Below are 16,676 nucleotides of genomic sequence, written 5' to 3'. Positions count from 1 at the left end.
GCTAAAATTATTAAAAAAAGACCTAAGAATTTTTATCTTAGATCTTTGGTTTTTATATTTGGTTTTATTTTGCTTCAAGAAGGTATAAGAAAATTAACTACAAGCTAGCAGCATAATTCTATAAATATGGTCTTAGTCTTCTTGCTTTTCTTCGTTAGTCTTTTCATTGATCTTATCAATTTTCTTTGAAAGATGTGATGCTAATAAGCCCATAGTAACAATTACCCCAGCACTTCCTTGTATCTTCCCATTTGACAAAAATAGAATAATATACTGGACAGCCAAACCTGCTAGCACTGATAAAAATATATACACTATAGAATCCTCCCACTCATTTTTCAAATTTTATTTTCTAATAGCCATATTCTTTTATATAATTATAACACATCCCTATAATAAAAAATCTCTTTCTTCCTCTTCTCCTTCACCTTCCCTTTTTATTTGCAAATAGCTAAGAAGGAAAAGTAAAAAGAATGAAATAGAGATAGCTGTTTGAAGGATAAAGTCTACTAGAGGTTTGTCCAAGGCCCTGCTTGCAAAATTATCTCCACCACTTCCCATCATTGCAAAAATAAAGATGCACACTAAAGGGATTATGAAAAACCACTTATGCTTGTATTTTGAAATCTTATAAAATGGGCTATAGTATTGCAAAATTAAATAAGCTGCAATAAAGTACATAAACGGCTTATGCTTCCACCAAGCATAAACATAAGAATCATCGACAAAGTCATAGATAAATGTTGCTACTATTGTTATTAGGCATACTAAAGTAGCTAGACCTAATTGGATTTTGTAAGATGTTTTCATCTTTTCCATTTTCTCACCTCCTCTACACTACTAACGTTATAAGGAGTAAAAAGGGGACAAAAATTTTTATTTTTTTGAAATATTTTCTCCTATTTTTATTATTTCTTCTCTGGAGATACTTCCAGAGATAAAACACTCAATTCCATTTTGCTGCCATAGAAGATAATTTCCATCTTCTCTTTCCCAATAGTATCCATCATGCCCAGCAATTATTATGTCTTTTATTTTTGCATCTTCTGTATTGTAATAATTTGTTCCATTATCTATAATCTCAGAAAAATAAATAACTAAATTATTGTTCTTATAATCTGCATATTGATATATTCTTTCTTCGTTCCCTCCTTGAATTTCTAAAAGTTCAAATCCTTGAGGAATATAATTTATTTTCAAGTCATCAATATCTAAAATTTCTTCCTCAATTGCTGGTTTTTCTGCTTTGAATATGCTATAGGTTCCGCGGTCTTCAATTATCCAGGAATAAATTTTGTCTCTGGCTTCGGCGTTAGTTGCTAAAAACATTCCAGCTATTGAGCTGAGAATTAAAATAATTGCTGCTGCTTTTTTTATTACTCGTCTTGCCTGTCTGCCAGTGTCTATGCTTAGGTCTTTTATTTGTTTCTTAAGAGTCTTTGATGGTTTTTTATTTTCTGCTCCTTGGATTTCTTCTACCTGGTCTCCTAGGACTAGCCTTGCTGCTGTTTCTAAATCTTCATCTGAAATTTGTTTTTCTTCTTCTAGGCCTAGGGCTCTAGATAGAATGTATCTTATATATAAAAATTCGTCTTCTGCATCTTCTATGGAAAATATTTCTTCTAGGGCTTCTGGTCCTGTTTTATAAATGTACTTGTCCATTAATATAGTCGAGTCTTCAAAGGATAGGGCCTTAATTAGGTCTTTAAGTTTTTTTATTTGATCTAACTTTAAGTCTGTGTATTTAATTTTTTGCTCTTTTAAATCTAGGATTTTTAAATCTCTAGCTAGATCTCTATTTATGTCAAAGCTATCTTTCATCTTGGCCCTCCTCTCTGTATTTATCTCTTAGTTTTTTTAGGATTCTTTGGCCTCTCTTTTTTGCTGCTTCTTCGCTTATTGAAAGGATTTTTCCAATTTCCTTGTAGGTCATGTTTTCTTGGTACTTATATATTAGTAGGAGCTTGTCTTCCTGGTCTAGGTCTTTTATCTTTTCTCTTAAAGAGGTCTTCTCTAGTTCTTCTATTACTTGAGCTTCTACTTGGCTTAGTGAACTTTTTTCTTGGTAGCTGTCTAAGTTTTCTGTGGCCTGGTAGTTTTTTTCTCTTCTTAGGATATTAATTGTTTCATTCTTTAATATACTAACGCAGTAGGCCTGTCTTTGGGGACAGGGAATTTTAGAAATTTTTTCTATGTGGTCAATTATTTTTACAAAAGTGTTGGCCACTGCTTCTTCTGCCTGGTAGGGGTCCTTTAAAAGACCTAGGGCCATAGCTTTCATCTGGCCACTTAGGTCTTTATAAAGGTCGTTTATTAAGTCTTTGTATTTTGGGTCTAGGTTTTTTTCTAGGCTTGGCATAGGGACTCCTTGAGATTTTTTCTACTTATAAAAATACCTCCAAAATTTTGTCCACAGACCAGTATCTTGGAGATATGAGTTTTTTATTTTATTTTTCTTGATCAAGGGCAAAGGCAAGTTCTGTGTCCAGTGGAAATTCGTAGTCGTAGTCGCATATATAGGCCCTTAGGTATTTTTGGCCAGAGACTTTTCTCATGTTTAAGCCCTTGGGAAAGGAGTGTTCTTCTCTTATTGGATCTGATATTATTGTTATTGAACAGTCTGAGTCTGACTTTCCATAGGGGCTTGAGGTTGAGTCTTCTTGGTTTTTATAGTCTAGGCGAAGATAGAAACCATCTGCTGGGTGGCAGGGTTTGTAGCCCTTATCTTTTGCTTTTTCAATTATTTCTTTTAAAGATGCTGGCTCTTTAAATCCAAGTTCTTCTAGCTTTAAAATAACCAGGGTCTTTTCGCCTTCTTGGCTAAAGCTAACTTTTTCATCTGCAATAAAGTTATCAAAGGACTGGTTTGTTAATACTCTTTCCCTTTGTAAGATGTTATATAGGTCGGCTTTGGTAGTTTTAAATTTATTTATTTTAATTTTTTTCATTTCTAGTCACAAGTCTCCTTATGTATTTATACTTTTATTATAACAGAAAAAAGCCCTTCCTTTAAGAAGAGCTTTGATTTTTATTTTTATTTGTTTGCTTGCTTTAGATTAAATTTTTCTAACAAGACCTTTGCAATATTTGTGCTGTCGTTTCTAATATATTCTAGTTCAATTGTGTCTCCAAATTTGTACTTGTAAAGGATCTTTTGGATGTCCATTACATTTGTAATTTCTTGACCATCAACTTTTGTTATTATGTCGAGTTTTTCAAGACCTGCTTTTTCTATTGGAGATCCTGGCATTACTTTTAGAAGAACTACTCCACTTTCTACTCCTGTATCAATTTGGAAGGCATTTTCGTAAGTTCTTACATCTGTGCCTGAAAATCCTAGGGCCACCTTGTGGTATTCTCCTGTTTCAATAATTTGGTTTATTATTGGTTTAGCTACATTTATTGGAATTGAAAATCCTAGACCTTCTGCTGAGGAAATTTTCATTGTGTTTACTCCAATAACTTCTCCATTTTGGTTAAATAGTGGGCCACCAGAGTTTCCTGGATTTATTGAGGCATCTGTTTGAATTAGGTTCATTGATGATCCGTCTGCTTCTGTTATAATTCTATCTTTTCCTGAAATGTATCCTGCTGTAACTGTGCCGTGAAATTCTAGGGAAAGTGGATTTCCTATTGCTATTGCTGGCTCGCCAATTACTAACTTGTCAGAGTCGCCTAGACTTACTGGCTTTAATTCCTGGTCTGTGTCAATTTTTAAAACTGCTAAATCTAAGGTCTTGTCTGCCCAAACAACTTCAGCTGGAACTTGGGCTCCATTATTTAATAAAACTGCAATTTCATCTGCGTAGGCTTTTTCCTCACTTTGGTTTGGCATTTGATTGCCAAAAAATCCTCCAAAGCCTCCCATATTGTCTTGTTTCAAAGATTCGATTACGTGATTGTTAGTAACTATATAACCTCTCTTGTCTACTATAAAGCCTGAGCCCATAGCCTCGCTGGCATAGTCTTGGTTAAAGATATTTTTTAAAATAGTCTTTGTTGTTATACCGACTACTGATTCTAAATTTGTTTGAGCTACTGCTGCAACTGTGTTTATGTTGTCAGTTGGGTTTAAAGTATAAGATGGTTGGGCCTGACTTGGTGCTGGCATAGATTCAAACTTTTCATAGGCTTTATTAAAACCAATATTTGCTCCTACTAGAGATCCTAAAAGTGAAAATACCAAGGCTAAAATTACAAATTTAAAGGCTCCTGATTTTTTCTTTTTTGGTTTTTTGTTTTGCTCTCTTTTTAAGTCTTCATAGGCCTTGTATTCTTCCCAAGTTCTTGTATCTCTATTTTTTTCTTCGTATATTTCTTGATTTTCATCAAAATTGTCCATAAGATTACCTCCTTTATGCTTTGTAAATTTAAAGAATATTTTTCTAATATTCCCCTCTTTTTCTAATTTTAACTATACCCATTTTTAATGGATTAATGATGAAAATCCAATGTGTTTTTGTTATAATCTTTGTTAAGGGAGTTGAAAAAAATGAAAGTTACAGTTAAATTTCTAAGTCACTCAGGATATTTTGTAGAGACTGACAACCACATACTTGTTTTTGATTATATAAAAGGCGACTTGCCAAAATTTAATAAGCCTTGCCTCTTTATAGCGACCCATTCTCACAAGGACCATTTTTCTAAAGACATTTTAGATATAAAGGGAGATGTTCGCTTTTTACTTTCTTCTGATATTAAAGAAGATGAAAAGTTAGATTTTCAAGATAATGTCTATTACATTGGCCCTAATGCCAAGAGAATTGTCGGCGATATTCAAATAAATACCTTTGGCTCTACTGACAAGGGGATTTCTGTCTTTGCCTTTGTAGATAATGTTGGAATTTTCCACGCTGGAGATTTAAATCTTTGGATTTGGGATGAAGACAGCGAAGAGGAAAGACTAGAAATGACCAAGGCCTTTAGGGAAGAAATTAAAAAGGTCCAACTAAAAAATGTAGACCTGGCTATGTTCCCCCTTGATCCAAGACTAGGAGCTTACGCCAGCTCTGGCATCGATTATTTTATAGATTTAATTAGGCCAAGGTATATTTTCCCTATGCACATGTGGGATGACTTTTCCATTGCCAAGTCCTATGCAGAAGATTTTTCTTCGCCTTTTACAAAATTTATAGAAGTTGAAAAAGACAACCAAGTCTTTACTTTAGACTTATAAGTTTTATAAGATTAAAAAACCAGCCTCTTTTAAAGGCTGGAATTTTTATGCGTATTTATTTTATTTTTCAAAGGCAATTACTATGCCCTTGTCTGAGGCGTAGGCTGATGATAGGCCCCTAGTTTGGGTTACTTCTATTCTTGCAAAGTCGTAGAGTTTTTTTACTCCGTCTAGGATTTTTTCTACACTTTCTGGTGCCCTAACTGCTGAGATTACTAGGGTCTTATTTTTTGTATCTTCAACAAAGTCGCCAATGGATTTTACTAACTTGTTTAAAGATGAGTTCATGCCTCTGGCGATTTCGTGAAGTTCTATTTCTCCGTCAACAGACTTCATAACTGGTTTTATGTGAAGAAAGTTTGCTAGCATTCCTGCTGGCTTGTTCATTCTGCCGTTTTTTATTAGGTTGGATAGGTCATCTAAGACGAATAGTGTTTGGGTATTATCTACTAGGTCTGTGATTTTCTTTACTATTTCGTCAAAGACCAGGTTTTCTTTTAGGATATCAACTAGTTTTGTATAAACTAGTGTTTCTCCTGAAACTGCAGACTTTGAATCGATTACATGAACTTTTTTGTCTTTGTGGTCTTCTAAAAACATATCTCTAGCTATGCAGGCCGAGTGATAAGACCCTGAAAGTTTTGAAGATATTGTTATTACAAAAATCTCCTCTGCATCTGCATTTTTTTCTAGAGCCTCTTGGTAGTCGCCAGGTGAAGGACAGGCAGTCTTTACTGGATTTGGAGATTCTAGCATAGTGTCTATAAAGTTATCTACATCTAAGTTTTCATCGTCGACAAAGTTTTGGTTGTCAATGTCGATTTTAAAGGGAACAAAGTCTATTTTAAAATCTTTTTCCATTTCTTCAGTTATTTCACATGATGTGTCTGCAACTATTGCATATTTTCTCATAACTTACTCCTGTCTACTTATTTTAATTGGTCCTCAATTGTGGCTGCTAGTTTTTTTGCCACTTGGTCAATTAGGTCTTGGTCCTTGCCTTCGATCATTACTCTAACTAGAGGCTCTGTTCCTGATGGACGAATTACTACCCTGCCAGTTTGGCCAAAGTCTCTCTCAATTTTTTCAATTTCTCTTCTTATTATATCATTTTCCATGTAGGAATATTTTTTCTTGTTGTCTATATGGGCGTTAACTAAAACTTGAGGATATCTCTTTACCATGTCGTTTAGGACAGATGGTTTTTCCCCTGAGCTTAAAATGGCATTTACTAAATGAACTCCAGTAGCTAGGCCGTCACCAGTTGTATTGTAGTCTAAAAATATTATATGGCCAGACTGTTCGCCGCCAATTGAGTCCTTTCCTCTTAGCATTTCTTCTAGGACATACCTATCTCCAACTTGGCTTCTTACAACTTCCATGCCTAGGTCTCTTAGATAATCGTCTAGGCCCATGTTGGTCATTACTGTGCCAATAACCCTCTTTGAAGAAAGTCTTTCGTTTGTCATTAAGTCTTTAGCAAAAATTGCCAGCATGTGGTCGCCGTCTATGACCCTGCCTTTTTCGTCAACTGCTATTAGTCTGTCAGCATCTCCGTCAAAGGAAAATCCTAGGTCACAGCTTTCTTCAACAACTAGCTTTGAAATTAGATCTGGATTTGTCGACCCACAAGAGGCGTTTATATTTTTTCCATCTGGATCTGTATTAATAGCTACAACTTCTGCTCCTAGGTCTTTTAATATTTCTGGAGCCATTTTGTAGGTAGCTCCATTGCCACAGTCAACTCCAATTTTTAGGCCTTTAAAACTAGTCCTTGCTAGGCTTCTCATATAAGCTTCATAGGCATGTACTAAATCTTCGCCGTCAATGAGACTGCCGATTTTGTCAAAGGTATTTTTCTCTAAGACTAAGTCCTCGTCAATCATCTTTTGGATTTGATCTTCTTCGTCATCTGTTAGCTTAAAGCCATCTGTGTCAAAAAACTTTATGCCGTTGTATTCGTAAGGATTGTGAGAGGCAGATATTACTGCTCCGCCTGAAAAGTTTCCTTCCATTACTAGGTAGGCAACAAGGGGAGTTGAAACAATGCCTAGGTCAATAACATTTAGGCCTGCTGCCATTAGCCCTGCTGCCAGTGAAGACTTTAGCATTTGGCCTGAAAGTCTAGTGTCCCTGCCTAATAAAAACTCTCCATTTCCTGTTTTTTTAAAAATTTCTCCTCCGTAAAGGCCTAATTTAAAGGCCAACTCTGGACTTAGGTCTGTGTTTGCCAGTCCCCTAACTCCGTCTGTTCCAAATAGTCTATTCATCTATCTTCTCCTGTATTTGTCTAGCCAGGTCAAGGAGTGCCTCCCTGTCGTTGGCAATTTTTTCATCTATAACTTGGTCTGTTAAATAATCTAAGGTCTGACCTAAGAATTTTCCTTCTTTATAGCCTAGGTCTAGTAGGTCCCTGCCTGAAATAGCCAGAGATTTTTTGTCTATAAGGGTTTTTGAATCTAGGATTTCTTGGATTTCTTTTTTTCTCTCTAAGAGAAAGCTAGGGTCCCTGTCTTTTTTTGTAGCCAGTAGGTCTGCTATCATCAGGTCCATTAAATCAAAAATCAAATCTTCTCCAACAAGTCTTATCATTCTCTTTAAGCCTTTTTTGCCCATTTGTGGACTGGCCTTCATATGTCTGTCAATAAGTAGAGACACACTTTCTATGGTCTTCTTGTCATAGCGGAGCCTTTTTAAAATTTCCCTAGCCATAGCTGCTCCAAGTTTATCGTGGCCGTAAAAGTGGCCCACTCCATTTTCATCCACAGACATGGTAGAAACTTTTCCTATGTCGTGTAATAGGGCTGCCAGTCTTATATGGAGTTTCTTTGGCGTCCTGTCTACTGTTTCAAGGATGTGGTCAAAAAGGTCCTTGTCGTGGTAGGGAGACAGCTGAACAAAACCTACTGTTGGTATAAGTTCAGGGATGATTTGTCCTAAAATCCCAGTCTGATCTAATAAATATATGCCCTTTGATGGACAGTCTAATAAGAGAATTTTATTTAACTCATCTCTTATTCTCTCCTTAGACACTTGGTTTATGTCCTTGGATTTTTCTTTAATGGCTTCCAAGGTTTTTTCTTCTATAGTAAAGTCATAAGTGGCAGCAAAGCGAACTGCCCTAAGGATTCTCAGTTTGTCCTCTTCAAAGCGGATAAATGGATCTCCTACTGCCCTTATTAACTTGTTTTCTAAGTCAACTTGGCCACCATAGGGGTCATAAAGATTCCCTTCTAGGTCCATGGCCATGGCATTTATAGTAAAGTCTCGTCTCTTTAGGTCTTCTTCTAAGCTGTCTGAAAATCTAATTTCTTCTGGCCTTCTACCATCTTTATAAGTTCCATCTGCCCTAAAAGTTGTAGTCTCAATTAACTCGCCATTTACTAAAATTCCAACTGTTCCAAAAGCCTTGCCTAAGAGAATTAGCTTTTTGTCAGCAAATATTTCTTCTAATTCTTCAGGTCTGGCTGATGTTGTTAGGTCAAAGTCTTTAGGTTTACGATTAAGTAATAAATCTCTTACACAGCCGCCAACTAAATAACCTTCTTGGCCACTTTTTCTAAGCCTTTCTAAGACAAAATTTGCCCCGGCTGATATCTTATAACTTTTCATAGTTTGATTATAACATAAGTAGAAAAACTACAGTAGTTTTTTATTTTTTACTAAAATTTCTCGTCTCTTCTTTTAATTTTTTAAAATTTGGTCGGCAGATGTAATTTGACCCCTGTCGCACCTGTTGCCCCAAGAGTCAATTAGTACATCTTCTCTAAGGACGCACATTATTTCACAGTGGTTTGGGCACTTGTTACACTCATGGCCTAGGGTTTTAAATTCTATATCTGTAATTTCAAAGTTAAAGTCCCTGTGGTCGCCCATTTTGTTGGCTAAAATTGCAATGCCAATTGCACCTGCTAGGTGGCCAACATCGTCTACAATAATTTCTTCTCCTAAGGCCTCTTGGAAAAACTTTGTCACTCCTTTGTTTTTACTAACACCACCTTGGAAGACAATTGGACTTTTTATAGTCTTGCCCCTGCCTACGTTGTTTAGATAGTTGTTTACTATTGACTTGCAAAGGCCAGCTATAATGTCGTCAATTTCGTAACCCATTTGGGCCTTGTGGACCAAGTCTGATTCTGCAAAAACTGTACACCTGGCTGCTATTGGCGTTGGGTTTTTAGAATTTACTGCTATGTCGCCAAAGTCTTCTACTGGAACTCCTAGTCTTGCAGCTTGGGAAGATAAAAAAGCTCCAGTTCCTGCTGCGCAAAGGGTGTTCATTGCATAGTCAACTACAACTCCGTCGTCTATAAGGATAATCTTTGAGTCTTGGCCGCCAATTTCTAAAATCGTCCTTACATCTGGGTGGATGGAAATTGTCCCAATGGCGTGGGCTGTAATTTCATTTCTCACTATTGATGCATTTACAATTGAGCCAACAAGTTTTCTTGCTGACCCTGTTGTTCCAACTGCCCTGACCTGATAATTGTCTTTGTCAAATTGGTCTTCCAAAGACTTGGTAAGTCTTTTTACTGCATCAATTGGATTGCCGTGGGTCATTAAATAATCCTGGGCCAAGATATTGTTGTCTTCATCTATAATTACTCCCTTGGTGGAAATACTGCCAATGTCTATTCCATAAAAAGCGTCTTTCATCTCATCCCTCTTTTAAAAAATTCTTTCTTTTCTCATCATTATCATATCGTAAAAGGCTTCCATCCTAGTTTGTAGGCCTAGGTCAGATGTTTGTGAATCAAAGGATATATACAAAATTGGAATTTTATAGTCCTTGCTAATATTTTGTAAAACAGCCATTGAATCAATTTCTGGCATACAGCCTGCTGACTTTATGTGGATAATTCCATCGAAACCTGCCTTGGCACAGTGGAGGGCCCGATCAATTGTGTACATAGATGTGGCTCCCATGTCATAGGAGGCGTATGGTTTTATGTGTTTTTTTACTTCTTTTTCTGGCCTGTCTATTATTGTATTTGTTAGGTTCATCCATCTTTCAACTTCAATGCCCTTTGAGGCCAGCCAGTTTTCCATATAGTGGTTGGAAAAAGGTTCCATAATTGTATAATACTCTCCAACAAGGGCCACCTTAAGTGGATTTTTAGGTTTATTAGTTGGAAGGTTTTTAAAGGCCTTGCTATAAGAGTCTTGAAGTGCTTTTAGGTCTTTTACGGATTCAATTTGTCTTAAGTCACTTAAGTATTTTTTATAGAGCCTATCAAAGGACCCTTTTTCAATTTCAAAGCCTGCGTTTTTTCTTATATAGTCGTCTGTCTCGTCTAGGTACTCAACCATTTTTAAAAAAATTGGCATAACTTCTCCAATTTTAATTAGAGACATATTTGGATTTAAGGCCTTAAATTTTTCATACCAAGATGAAGGCCTCCTAACTTTTGATTGGGCAAAGTTTACAAAGTCTACGTCATAGCCTAGGTCTCTAATAATTTGCTCGTGAAGTTCACCATAAAAGCCTAGCCTACAAAGGCCGCCAACAGAAACTAAAACTTCTGCCCCTTTTTCAATGGCTTCAATATAGTTGCCAAGCATAAATTTAAAGGGAGCACAAACTGAATCTGGGCTGTACTTGGACCCAATTTCTAGGGTCTTGTTAGTAATTTCTGGCGGCTTTATATAATCAACTTCTAAGCCTCTTTCAAAAACCATTTCTATGGGAACATTGTAATTTCCAAGTTGGGGAAAAGTAACTTTTCTAGTCATCTAAAAGCCTCCTCTTCTTAAATAAAATAATATCTACAAAACTTTCTAACCTAGTTTCAAGGCCGGCAATTCCCTCTTGGCCATCGACTACCAGATTTAAAATAGGCACATTGGTAATTTTTCTAATGACCATTTCGTTAGACATTGAATCTGGTCCACAGTCAAAGGAAGAAAGTAGTATTATTCCTTCAACTTCGTGGCTAAGGGCATTTATAGACCCAAGTAATTCCCTGTTTAAGGTCCAAGGCATAGTTGATGTCAATTCTTTAGACTGGCTCTCTGCGTAGTTGTCGTCAATGTCAGTTGCTAGGATCACATCTACACCTAGTTTTTCTAGACTGGCAATTAAAGGCCTGCCAATATATTCGTCCATGGTGTTGTACTTGTGACCGACAAGTAAAATTTTGGTCGTCGGTTTTTTTAAGGCCAGTTTTAAATTGTTTTTTCTAATTTGCTTGTCAGTGTTTTCTGCCTGTCTGGCAATTATATAGGCCCTAAGGATGTCTCTCTTTTTCTTCTTCAAGGTCTTTCCAATTTTTATACAAGATGCCAGCTCTGTGTCCCTAGAACTATAGTCAACATTAAAGGGCAAAACTTTTATATGATCATCTCTAAAAGTATTAGAAACTACATCTACTGTAGACAAATACCTGGTGCACATTCTGTCATAGAAACCAAAGCCTCCAATTCTTGGGACTAAAATATAGTCACACTTGCCAATTAAAGCATCAACATGGCCTAAAAATATTTTATAAGGCAAACAAGCCTCATGCAGGGCTAGGTTTCTGCCCCTGTCATAAATTTCCTTGTTGGTCTTAGGACTAATTATATATTCAATTTCTAGTTCATCAAAAAAACTCAGCCACATTGGTGCAAATTCATAGTAAAGTAAGGCTCTGGGTATTCCAACTTTCATTATTTCCTCCACATATATAGGTTAAAATTATTTATTTAAAATTAAAAATTTTATACATTACAACTTCTATTGTAACAAAAAACCTATAACAATTTCAACAAGACTTATGTAAAAAGTTTTTCACCTGCTTTTAATAAAAAAACTCCTTGTAAGTTTCTGGTCTTACAAGGAGCTTGTGGCTTATATAAATTTTAGCTGTTGAATATTTTAAAAAGTGACATGTAAAGGCTGGCGTAAAGGCCTTGGATTTTTCTCAGGATAGAAGCCTCTAAGACGTCTTGTTTTATTATTAAATCTGTTGTGAAAACTTCCTCTCCATTTAGATAGTAGCTTATAGTTCCAACTGTTTGACCTGCCTTTAGGGGTGGCTCTAACTCTTCTATAGTATTAGTTGAGTTAGTAAAGTCAGATTTTTTTCTAAGGAGGGAAAATTCTTCTTTGGGATAAATATTTACTTCTTTAGGGTCTAACTTGTCGTCTTCTATGCTTGCTATTAGAGTGTTTGGATTAGATAGGCTTTCGTAAACATAGGTGTCCAAGGATTTTTTTAAAAGTTTTTTCGCTGCCACATAGCGGGCTGCGTCTGAATTTGAACCCATGGTTATAGAAATTAATCTTAGGTCCTTGGTTTTTTCTCCATCTCCCTTGACTAAGGCTGTAGCAACTAAGCACCTGCCAGCTAGGCCTGTGTAACCTGTTTTTAGGCCGTCAACTTGGGGAAACTCTCCTAGTAGTGGGTTGGTGTTTTCTTCTTTAAAATCCCTTTCTAGATTTACCAGTTCTTTCATAGAAGTTATTTTTAGCATTTCAGGATAGTCTTTTATAAAGGCCCTAGATAGATAAAACAAGTCTCTTGTTGTCAGCATATTTTGCTTGTCTATATTGTAGTTAGGTAGGCCTGATGAATTTATTATTTGGTAGTTTGTAATATTTAATTCTTCTAACTTGGCTTTCATTTTTTCTACAAAGGCCTCTTCAGAGCCTGCAACGTATTTGGCCAAGGCCTTGGTTGCGTCGTTTCCTGAAACTATTAGGGCTGCCTTAATTAAATCTTCTACTGGAATTTCTTCTCCTTCTTTTAGCTTATAGGAAGAGCCTCCTAGCCTGCTAATTTCTTTGTCTATGTAGACCTTGTCATCTAGGGAAATATGACCTGCCTTTATCTCATCTAAGACTACATAAATTGAAAGGATTTTTGTAGTTGAAGCTATGGCAACTAAGTCATCAATGTTTTTTTCTTCTAAAATCTCTCCGCTGGCATAATCTCCAACTAGGTAGGCAGTTGTAAGTTGGTCTGGGTCCTTGTTTATATATTTTTTTACCTGTCTTTCCCACTCGGCTTTTATTTCGGCCTGTCTCTTGGCTTCTAATTCTTCTTCAGTAAGCTCTACTTCTTCTCCTTCTGCTGGAACTTCAGAATCTGCTGCAAGGGTTTTTAATGGAGCAAAAGTTCCTAGGAGAAAAATTATGGCCAGGGCTAAAGCGTATATTTTTTTAAGATTTTTCTTCATTGTCTCACCTTGTTTTATCATCTTATCATCTTAGTATAGCACAAATCTTCTTTGATAAGTCTTTTAAAGTTGAGAATTTATTTGTTTTCCATTGAATTTTTAGGCTCTTTTAGATATGATTTAAGAAAAAATCGAGGAGAACAAATGAAAGAATTTTTAAAAAGAAAAAATATTAATCTGTCAGCTTCTACTTATTTTATTAAGGCCCTTGGCGCCATGGCCTATGGACTCTTTGCCTCTCTTTTAGTTGGGACAATTTTAAATACCATTGGCAAGGAGTTTGGCATCAGCTTTTTAACTGAGGTCCTTTGGCCTATAGCAGTAAAGGCCACTGGTCCTGCAATTGCAGTTTCCATTGCCTATGCCTTAGAGGCTCCAGATTTAGTATTATTTGCATCAACCTTAGTCGGCCTTGGTGCCAATGATTTAGGCGGCCCTGTTGGCGTCTACATAGCCACAATTTTTGCCGTTGAATTTGGAAAAATTGTTTCTAAGGAAACAAAGCTTGACATTATTCTAACTCCAACTGTAACAGTTTTAGTTGGTCTTGGAGTTGCAGGCCTAGTTGGTCAGCCTATTGAAAACTTTATGACCTTTGTTGGCCAGTTAATTATGGTTTCAACTACAAAGGAGCCTTTTTTAATGGGAGCCTTGGTTTCATTAATTGTGGGTCTAGCTTTGACTCTGCCAATTTCATCTGCTGCAATTTGTATGATGCTATCTCTATCAGGTCTTGCTGGTGGAGCTGCAACTGTTGGCTGCTGCTGTCAAATGGTTGGCTTTGCTGTAATTTCCTTTAGGGATAATGGCCTTCAAGGACTTTTAGCCCAAGGCTTGGGAACTTCAATGCTCCAAATGCCTAACATTGTTAAAAATCCAAAAATTTGGCTGCCTCCAACTCTGGCGTCAATAATTTTAGGGCCACTGGCAACTGTCGCCTTTAAAATGGAAAACACTCCTTTAGGATCAGGCATGGGAACTTCTGGCCTTGTTGGACAAATTTCTACCTTTGATGCCATGGGTGGTTTTTCATCAGATGTTTTTATAAAAATCATTCTTTTACAAGTTCTTCTTCCAGCCTTGGTTTCCTATATTATTTATAGGCTTATGAGGGCCAAGGGTCTAATTAAAGATGGGGACATGAAATTAAACTTTTAAATTTTCCAGTACTTTTTTATTTTATCTAGAAGTCTTAAGAAAAAATTAAGCTAGATAGATTTTTTCTACCTAGCTTTTTTGTGCAAATTATTAACTTTAATGGCTTACTTGCCAATAAAATATCCTAGGGACAGGACAAGTGACGAAAGGCCAATTAAAAGGCCTGCTATAAATAAGATTAGATTTTCTATAGACTTGTCCTCTTTATAGTCCCTTAGTCTTTGGGGGCTGGTTAGCAAATACCCTAGGCCAAATAATAAAAACCCTAGAGCTCTTAACATTTACTTTTTTCTCCTTATAGCACTGCCAATAGCCATACCAAGGACCATGCCAAGGGCGGCAAAGGTCCCGATTTTTTCTCTAGCAAAAATTGAAGCCAAAGCTGCGCCAAAGATCATTCCCAGGCTTAGGCCTTCTTCCATATAGTCTGTCTTTTCTTCGCTCGACTTGTCCTTGTTTCTCTTTATTATCCTTATAAGCAGGACCACAAAGCCTCCAATTATCCCTAGAGGCAAAATTATTTTTAAAATTTCTAAAAAACTGTTCATAGGTCCTCCTTAGATTAAATGATCTTGAAAAATTTCTACGATTTGAACAAATTCTTCTTGGTCGTCTTTAGTAAACCTAGCTGGCTTTGGCGAGTCTAGGTCTAAGACTCCGTAAACTTGTCCATCTTTTATTAGAGGAATGACTAGTTCAGAATTAGATGCCGAGTCGCAGGCAACGTGGCCTGGAAAGGCGTGGACGTCCTCAACTAAAACTGGCTCTTTGTCCCTCCAAGCCTTGGCACAAACTCCCTTGTCATAGTCTAATCTTGTACAAGCTGGCAACCCTTGAAAGGGGCCGAGGACTAACTGGTCTCCTTGGACCAGGTAAAATCCTGCCCAGTTTAGGTCAGATACAAGAGCCATAATTATTGCTGAAATATTTGCCATTAGGGCTAGGGAGTCACTTTCATCTCTAACCTGGCCCTTAATAAATAATTTTATAAAATCATATTTTTCCTTGACAGATAGGTTTTCTGTTCCCTTTAATGTAAATGACATTTGTTCTCCTTTAAATTTTTTTATCCTGAAAGCTATTATACAAATAATTTTTTACTGGGACAAGTTCATTATACAAAACGGGGACACAGCTGAAGGAATGTCCCCTAATAACACAGAAAGAATTTCCCTTGATATCACACCAAGAAAAACGGGGACAAACTTGAAAGAATGTCCCTGATTAATAAAAATGGAGATATATACAAAACGGGGACACAGCTAAAGCAATGTCCCCTAATTGATTAATCTCTTATTTTACTTATTAACTTTATCCACAATCCTCTTGCCACAGTCTTCTAGGCCGTCAAAGTAAATTTGTTCAATGGATCCCATATCTACTGCCTCGGCAATGTTAGGATCTATTGGAAGTTTGGCTAAAACATCTAAGTCTAACTCTTTGGCAATTTGGTCTATTTTTGACTTGCCAAAGATTTCGTAGTTTTTTCCATTGTCTGGGCAGGTAAAGTAGGACATATTTTCTACTAGGCCGAGAATTGGTATTCTCATAATGTTGGCCATTTTTACTGCCTTTAGAACAATCATAGAAACTAGGTCTTGAGGTGATGTTACTATAATTATTCCATCAAGAGGCAGGGACTGAAAAACTGTTAGGGCAACGTCACCTGTTCCTGGTGGCATGTCAACAAACATATAATCAACATCTTCCCAAATAACATCTGTCCAAAATTGTTTTACTGTTGAGGCTATTACTGGCCCCCTCCAAACAACTGGGTCGGTCTCCTTGTTTAAAAGTAGGTTTATACTCATTAGCTCTATGCCAGTGGAAGTTTTTACTGGCAAAATCCCGTCCTTGTTGGCAACAGCCTTGGTGTGGACGCCAAAGGCCCTAGGAATTGATGGCCCTGTAATGTCTGCGTCTAAAATTGCGACCTTGTGGCCCTGTCTCCTAAGCTCAACTGCAAATAATGAAGTCACTAGGGACTTGCCAACTCCACCTTTTCCTGAAAGGACTCCTATAACTTTTTTTATTTTAGATTTTTTATTGGCTTCAAGTCTAAAGGCTGTGTTAGGTCCAGTCTTTTTTCTTATTGTATCTGTAGATTTTTCTGTCATTTTTCTCCTCACTTTTTAAGGCAAAATTCTTTGTCTTTTTTCTATTTTATCTTATAACCATCTTT

Annotated in this window: 19 protein-coding genes; 2 read left to right on the top strand and 17 right to left on the bottom strand. The window is 36.6% G+C overall.

The genetic code is table 11. From position 1 onward, the window contains the following. Window positions 1-132 precede the first annotated feature (132 nt). From BN2667_RS08780 to BN2667_RS08755, 6 genes are all read right to left on the bottom strand, one after another. The gene (locus BN2667_RS08780; RefSeq protein WP_054252947.1) at window positions 133-315 is read right to left on the bottom strand and encodes a hypothetical protein; all 183 of its coding nucleotides are present in this window, start codon (window positions 313-315) and stop codon (window positions 133-135) included. 75 nt (window positions 316-390) lie between these two features. Continuing rightward, window positions 391-819 carry a hypothetical protein gene (locus tag BN2667_RS08775; protein WP_054252946.1) on the bottom strand — a complete coding sequence of 143 codons (429 nt, stop codon included), beginning with the start codon at window positions 817-819 and terminating at the stop codon, window positions 391-393. Window positions 820-876: 57 nt separating this feature from the next. Then, window positions 877-1,821 (bottom strand): DUF4367 domain-containing protein, encoded by a 945-nt coding sequence (locus BN2667_RS08770; RefSeq protein WP_054252945.1) that lies wholly within the window; start codon window positions 1,819-1,821, stop codon window positions 877-879. Continuing rightward, the gene (locus BN2667_RS08765; protein WP_054252944.1) at window positions 1,811-2,359 is read right to left on the bottom strand and encodes an RNA polymerase sigma factor; all 549 of its coding nucleotides are present in this window, start codon (window positions 2,357-2,359) and stop codon (window positions 1,811-1,813) included. The genes BN2667_RS08770 and BN2667_RS08765 overlap by 11 nt, the downstream gene beginning before the upstream one ends. 88 nt (window positions 2,360-2,447) lie before the next feature. Next, window positions 2,448-2,948 (bottom strand): hypothetical protein, encoded by a 501-nt coding sequence (locus tag BN2667_RS08760; RefSeq protein WP_054252943.1) that lies wholly within the window; start codon window positions 2,946-2,948, stop codon window positions 2,448-2,450. Between the two features lie 86 nt (window positions 2,949-3,034). Continuing rightward, a complete protein-coding gene (locus BN2667_RS08755) occupies window positions 3,035-4,342 on the bottom strand; it encodes a S1C family serine protease (protein ID WP_054252942.1) in 1,308 nt (435 codons plus the stop codon). Window positions 4,343-4,492: 150 nt separating this feature from the next. Here BN2667_RS08755 and BN2667_RS08750 point away from each other — a divergent pair, with 150 nt between their 5' ends. After that, window positions 4,493-5,176, top strand: a complete 684-nt coding sequence (locus BN2667_RS08750; protein ID WP_054252941.1) for an MBL fold metallo-hydrolase — start codon at window positions 4,493-4,495, stop codon at window positions 5,174-5,176. A gap of 60 nt (window positions 5,177-5,236) precedes the next feature. Here the strand turns inward: BN2667_RS08750 and BN2667_RS08745 are convergent, their stop codons facing one another. From BN2667_RS08745 to BN2667_RS08715, 7 genes are all read right to left on the bottom strand, one after another. Further along, window positions 5,237-6,088, bottom strand: a complete 852-nt coding sequence (locus BN2667_RS08745; protein WP_054252940.1) for a DegV family protein — start codon at window positions 6,086-6,088, stop codon at window positions 5,237-5,239. 17 nt (window positions 6,089-6,105) lie between these two features. Further along, window positions 6,106-7,446 carry a phosphoglucosamine mutase gene (glmM, locus tag BN2667_RS08740; protein WP_054252939.1) on the bottom strand — a complete coding sequence of 447 codons (1,341 nt, stop codon included), beginning with the start codon at window positions 7,444-7,446 and terminating at the stop codon, window positions 6,106-6,108. Next, window positions 7,439-8,788 (bottom strand): CCA tRNA nucleotidyltransferase, encoded by a 1,350-nt coding sequence (locus tag BN2667_RS09670; RefSeq protein ID WP_054252938.1) that lies wholly within the window; start codon window positions 8,786-8,788, stop codon window positions 7,439-7,441. Before BN2667_RS09670 ends, glmM begins: the two co-directional genes overlap by 8 nt. A gap of 72 nt (window positions 8,789-8,860) precedes the next feature. Next, window positions 8,861-9,832 (bottom strand): acyl-CoA dehydratase activase, encoded by a 972-nt coding sequence (locus tag BN2667_RS08730; protein WP_054252937.1) that lies wholly within the window; start codon window positions 9,830-9,832, stop codon window positions 8,861-8,863. Between the two features lie 12 nt (window positions 9,833-9,844). Then, window positions 9,845-10,909, bottom strand: coding sequence for a hypothetical protein (locus tag BN2667_RS08725; protein WP_054252936.1), 1,065 nt, complete (start codon window positions 10,907-10,909; stop codon window positions 9,845-9,847). After that, entirely contained in the window at window positions 10,902-11,825 is a 924-nt protein-coding gene (locus BN2667_RS08720) for an acyl-CoA dehydratase activase-related protein (RefSeq protein WP_082380242.1), read from the bottom strand. Before BN2667_RS08720 ends, BN2667_RS08725 begins: the two co-directional genes overlap by 8 nt. 191 nt (window positions 11,826-12,016) lie before the next feature. After that, window positions 12,017-13,336 carry a D-alanyl-D-alanine carboxypeptidase family protein gene (locus BN2667_RS08715; protein WP_054252934.1) on the bottom strand — a complete coding sequence of 440 codons (1,320 nt, stop codon included), beginning with the start codon at window positions 13,334-13,336 and terminating at the stop codon, window positions 12,017-12,019. Between the two features lie 144 nt (window positions 13,337-13,480). On the opposite strand from BN2667_RS08715, the gene BN2667_RS08710 reads away from it, so the two are divergent. Further along, window positions 13,481-14,494: a PTS sugar transporter subunit IIC gene (locus BN2667_RS08710; RefSeq protein ID WP_054252933.1), complete on the top strand. Its 1,014-nt coding sequence runs from the start codon at window positions 13,481-13,483 to the stop codon at window positions 14,492-14,494. Between the two features lie 104 nt (window positions 14,495-14,598). Here the strand turns inward: BN2667_RS08710 and BN2667_RS09385 are convergent, their stop codons facing one another. The 4 genes from BN2667_RS09385 to BN2667_RS08695 all read right to left on the bottom strand — a co-directional run bounded on the left by BN2667_RS09385 (window position 14,599) and on the right by BN2667_RS08695 (window position 16,611). Next, complete coding sequence (locus tag BN2667_RS09385; protein ID WP_156191371.1) at window positions 14,599-14,775, bottom strand: hypothetical protein; 177 nt, start codon at window positions 14,773-14,775, stop codon at window positions 14,599-14,601. After that, window positions 14,776-15,042 (bottom strand): hypothetical protein, encoded by a 267-nt coding sequence (locus tag BN2667_RS08705; protein WP_054252932.1) that lies wholly within the window; start codon window positions 15,040-15,042, stop codon window positions 14,776-14,778. 9 nt (window positions 15,043-15,051) lie between these two features. Continuing rightward, window positions 15,052-15,540, bottom strand: coding sequence for a GAF domain-containing protein (locus tag BN2667_RS08700; protein WP_054252931.1), 489 nt, complete (start codon window positions 15,538-15,540; stop codon window positions 15,052-15,054). Window positions 15,541-15,792: 252 nt separating this feature from the next. Next, window positions 15,793-16,611, bottom strand: a complete 819-nt coding sequence (locus tag BN2667_RS08695) for an Mrp/NBP35 family ATP-binding protein (protein ID WP_054252930.1) — start codon at window positions 16,609-16,611, stop codon at window positions 15,793-15,795. Window positions 16,612-16,676: the final 65 nt, after the last annotated feature.

It is taken from the genome of Neofamilia massiliensis, assembly GCF_001299475.1.
Classification (GTDB): domain Bacteria; phylum Bacillota; class Clostridia; order Tissierellales; family Peptoniphilaceae; genus Neofamilia; species Neofamilia massiliensis.
The sequence above is the reverse complement of the archived record's forward strand: the minus strand, read 5'-3'. Positions and strand labels throughout refer to the sequence as shown.

Bases quoted from the DNA above. Each gene is read 5' to 3' on its own strand.
- BN2667_RS08775 (WP_054252946.1), bottom strand. From the start codon at position 819: ATGGAAAAGATGAAAACATCTTACAAAATCCAATTAGGTCTAGCTACT.
- BN2667_RS08770 (WP_054252945.1), bottom strand. From the start codon at position 1,821: ATGAAAGATAGCTTTGACATAAATAGAGATCTAGCTAGAGATTTAAAA.
- BN2667_RS08765 (WP_054252944.1), bottom strand. From the start codon at position 2,359: ATGCCAAGCCTAGAAAAAAACCTAGACCCAAAATACAAAGACTTAATA.
- BN2667_RS08760 (WP_054252943.1), bottom strand. From the start codon at position 2,948: ATGAAAAAAATTAAAATAAATAAATTTAAAACTACCAAAGCCGACCTA.
- BN2667_RS08755 (WP_054252942.1), bottom strand. From the start codon at position 4,342: ATGGACAATTTTGATGAAAATCAAGAAATATACGAAGAAAAAAATAGA.
- BN2667_RS08750 (WP_054252941.1), top strand. From the start codon at position 4,493: ATGAAAGTTACAGTTAAATTTCTAAGTCACTCAGGATATTTTGTAGAG.
- BN2667_RS08745 (WP_054252940.1), bottom strand. From the start codon at position 6,088: ATGAGAAAATATGCAATAGTTGCAGACACATCATGTGAAATAACTGAA.
- glmM (WP_054252939.1), bottom strand. From the start codon at position 7,446: ATGAATAGACTATTTGGAACAGACGGAGTTAGGGGACTGGCAAACACA.
- BN2667_RS09670 (WP_054252938.1), bottom strand. From the start codon at position 8,788: ATGAAAAGTTATAAGATATCAGCCGGGGCAAATTTTGTCTTAGAAAGG.
- BN2667_RS08730 (WP_054252937.1), bottom strand. From the start codon at position 9,832: ATGAAAGACGCTTTTTATGGAATAGACATTGGCAGTATTTCCACCAAG.
- BN2667_RS08725 (WP_054252936.1), bottom strand. From the start codon at position 10,909: ATGACTAGAAAAGTTACTTTTCCCCAACTTGGAAATTACAATGTTCCC.
- BN2667_RS08720 (WP_082380242.1), bottom strand. From the start codon at position 11,825: ATGAAAGTTGGAATACCCAGAGCCTTACTTTACTATGAATTTGCACCA.
- BN2667_RS08715 (WP_054252934.1), bottom strand. From the start codon at position 13,336: ATGAAGAAAAATCTTAAAAAAATATACGCTTTAGCCCTGGCCATAATT.
- BN2667_RS08710 (WP_054252933.1), top strand. From the start codon at position 13,481: ATGAAAGAATTTTTAAAAAGAAAAAATATTAATCTGTCAGCTTCTACT.
- BN2667_RS09385 (WP_156191371.1), bottom strand. From the start codon at position 14,775: ATGTTAAGAGCTCTAGGGTTTTTATTATTTGGCCTAGGGTATTTGCTA.
- BN2667_RS08705 (WP_054252932.1), bottom strand. From the start codon at position 15,042: ATGAACAGTTTTTTAGAAATTTTAAAAATAATTTTGCCTCTAGGGATA.
- BN2667_RS08700 (WP_054252931.1), bottom strand. From the start codon at position 15,540: ATGTCATTTACATTAAAGGGAACAGAAAACCTATCTGTCAAGGAAAAA.
- BN2667_RS08695 (WP_054252930.1), bottom strand. From the start codon at position 16,611: ATGACAGAAAAATCTACAGATACAATAAGAAAAAAGACTGGACCTAAC.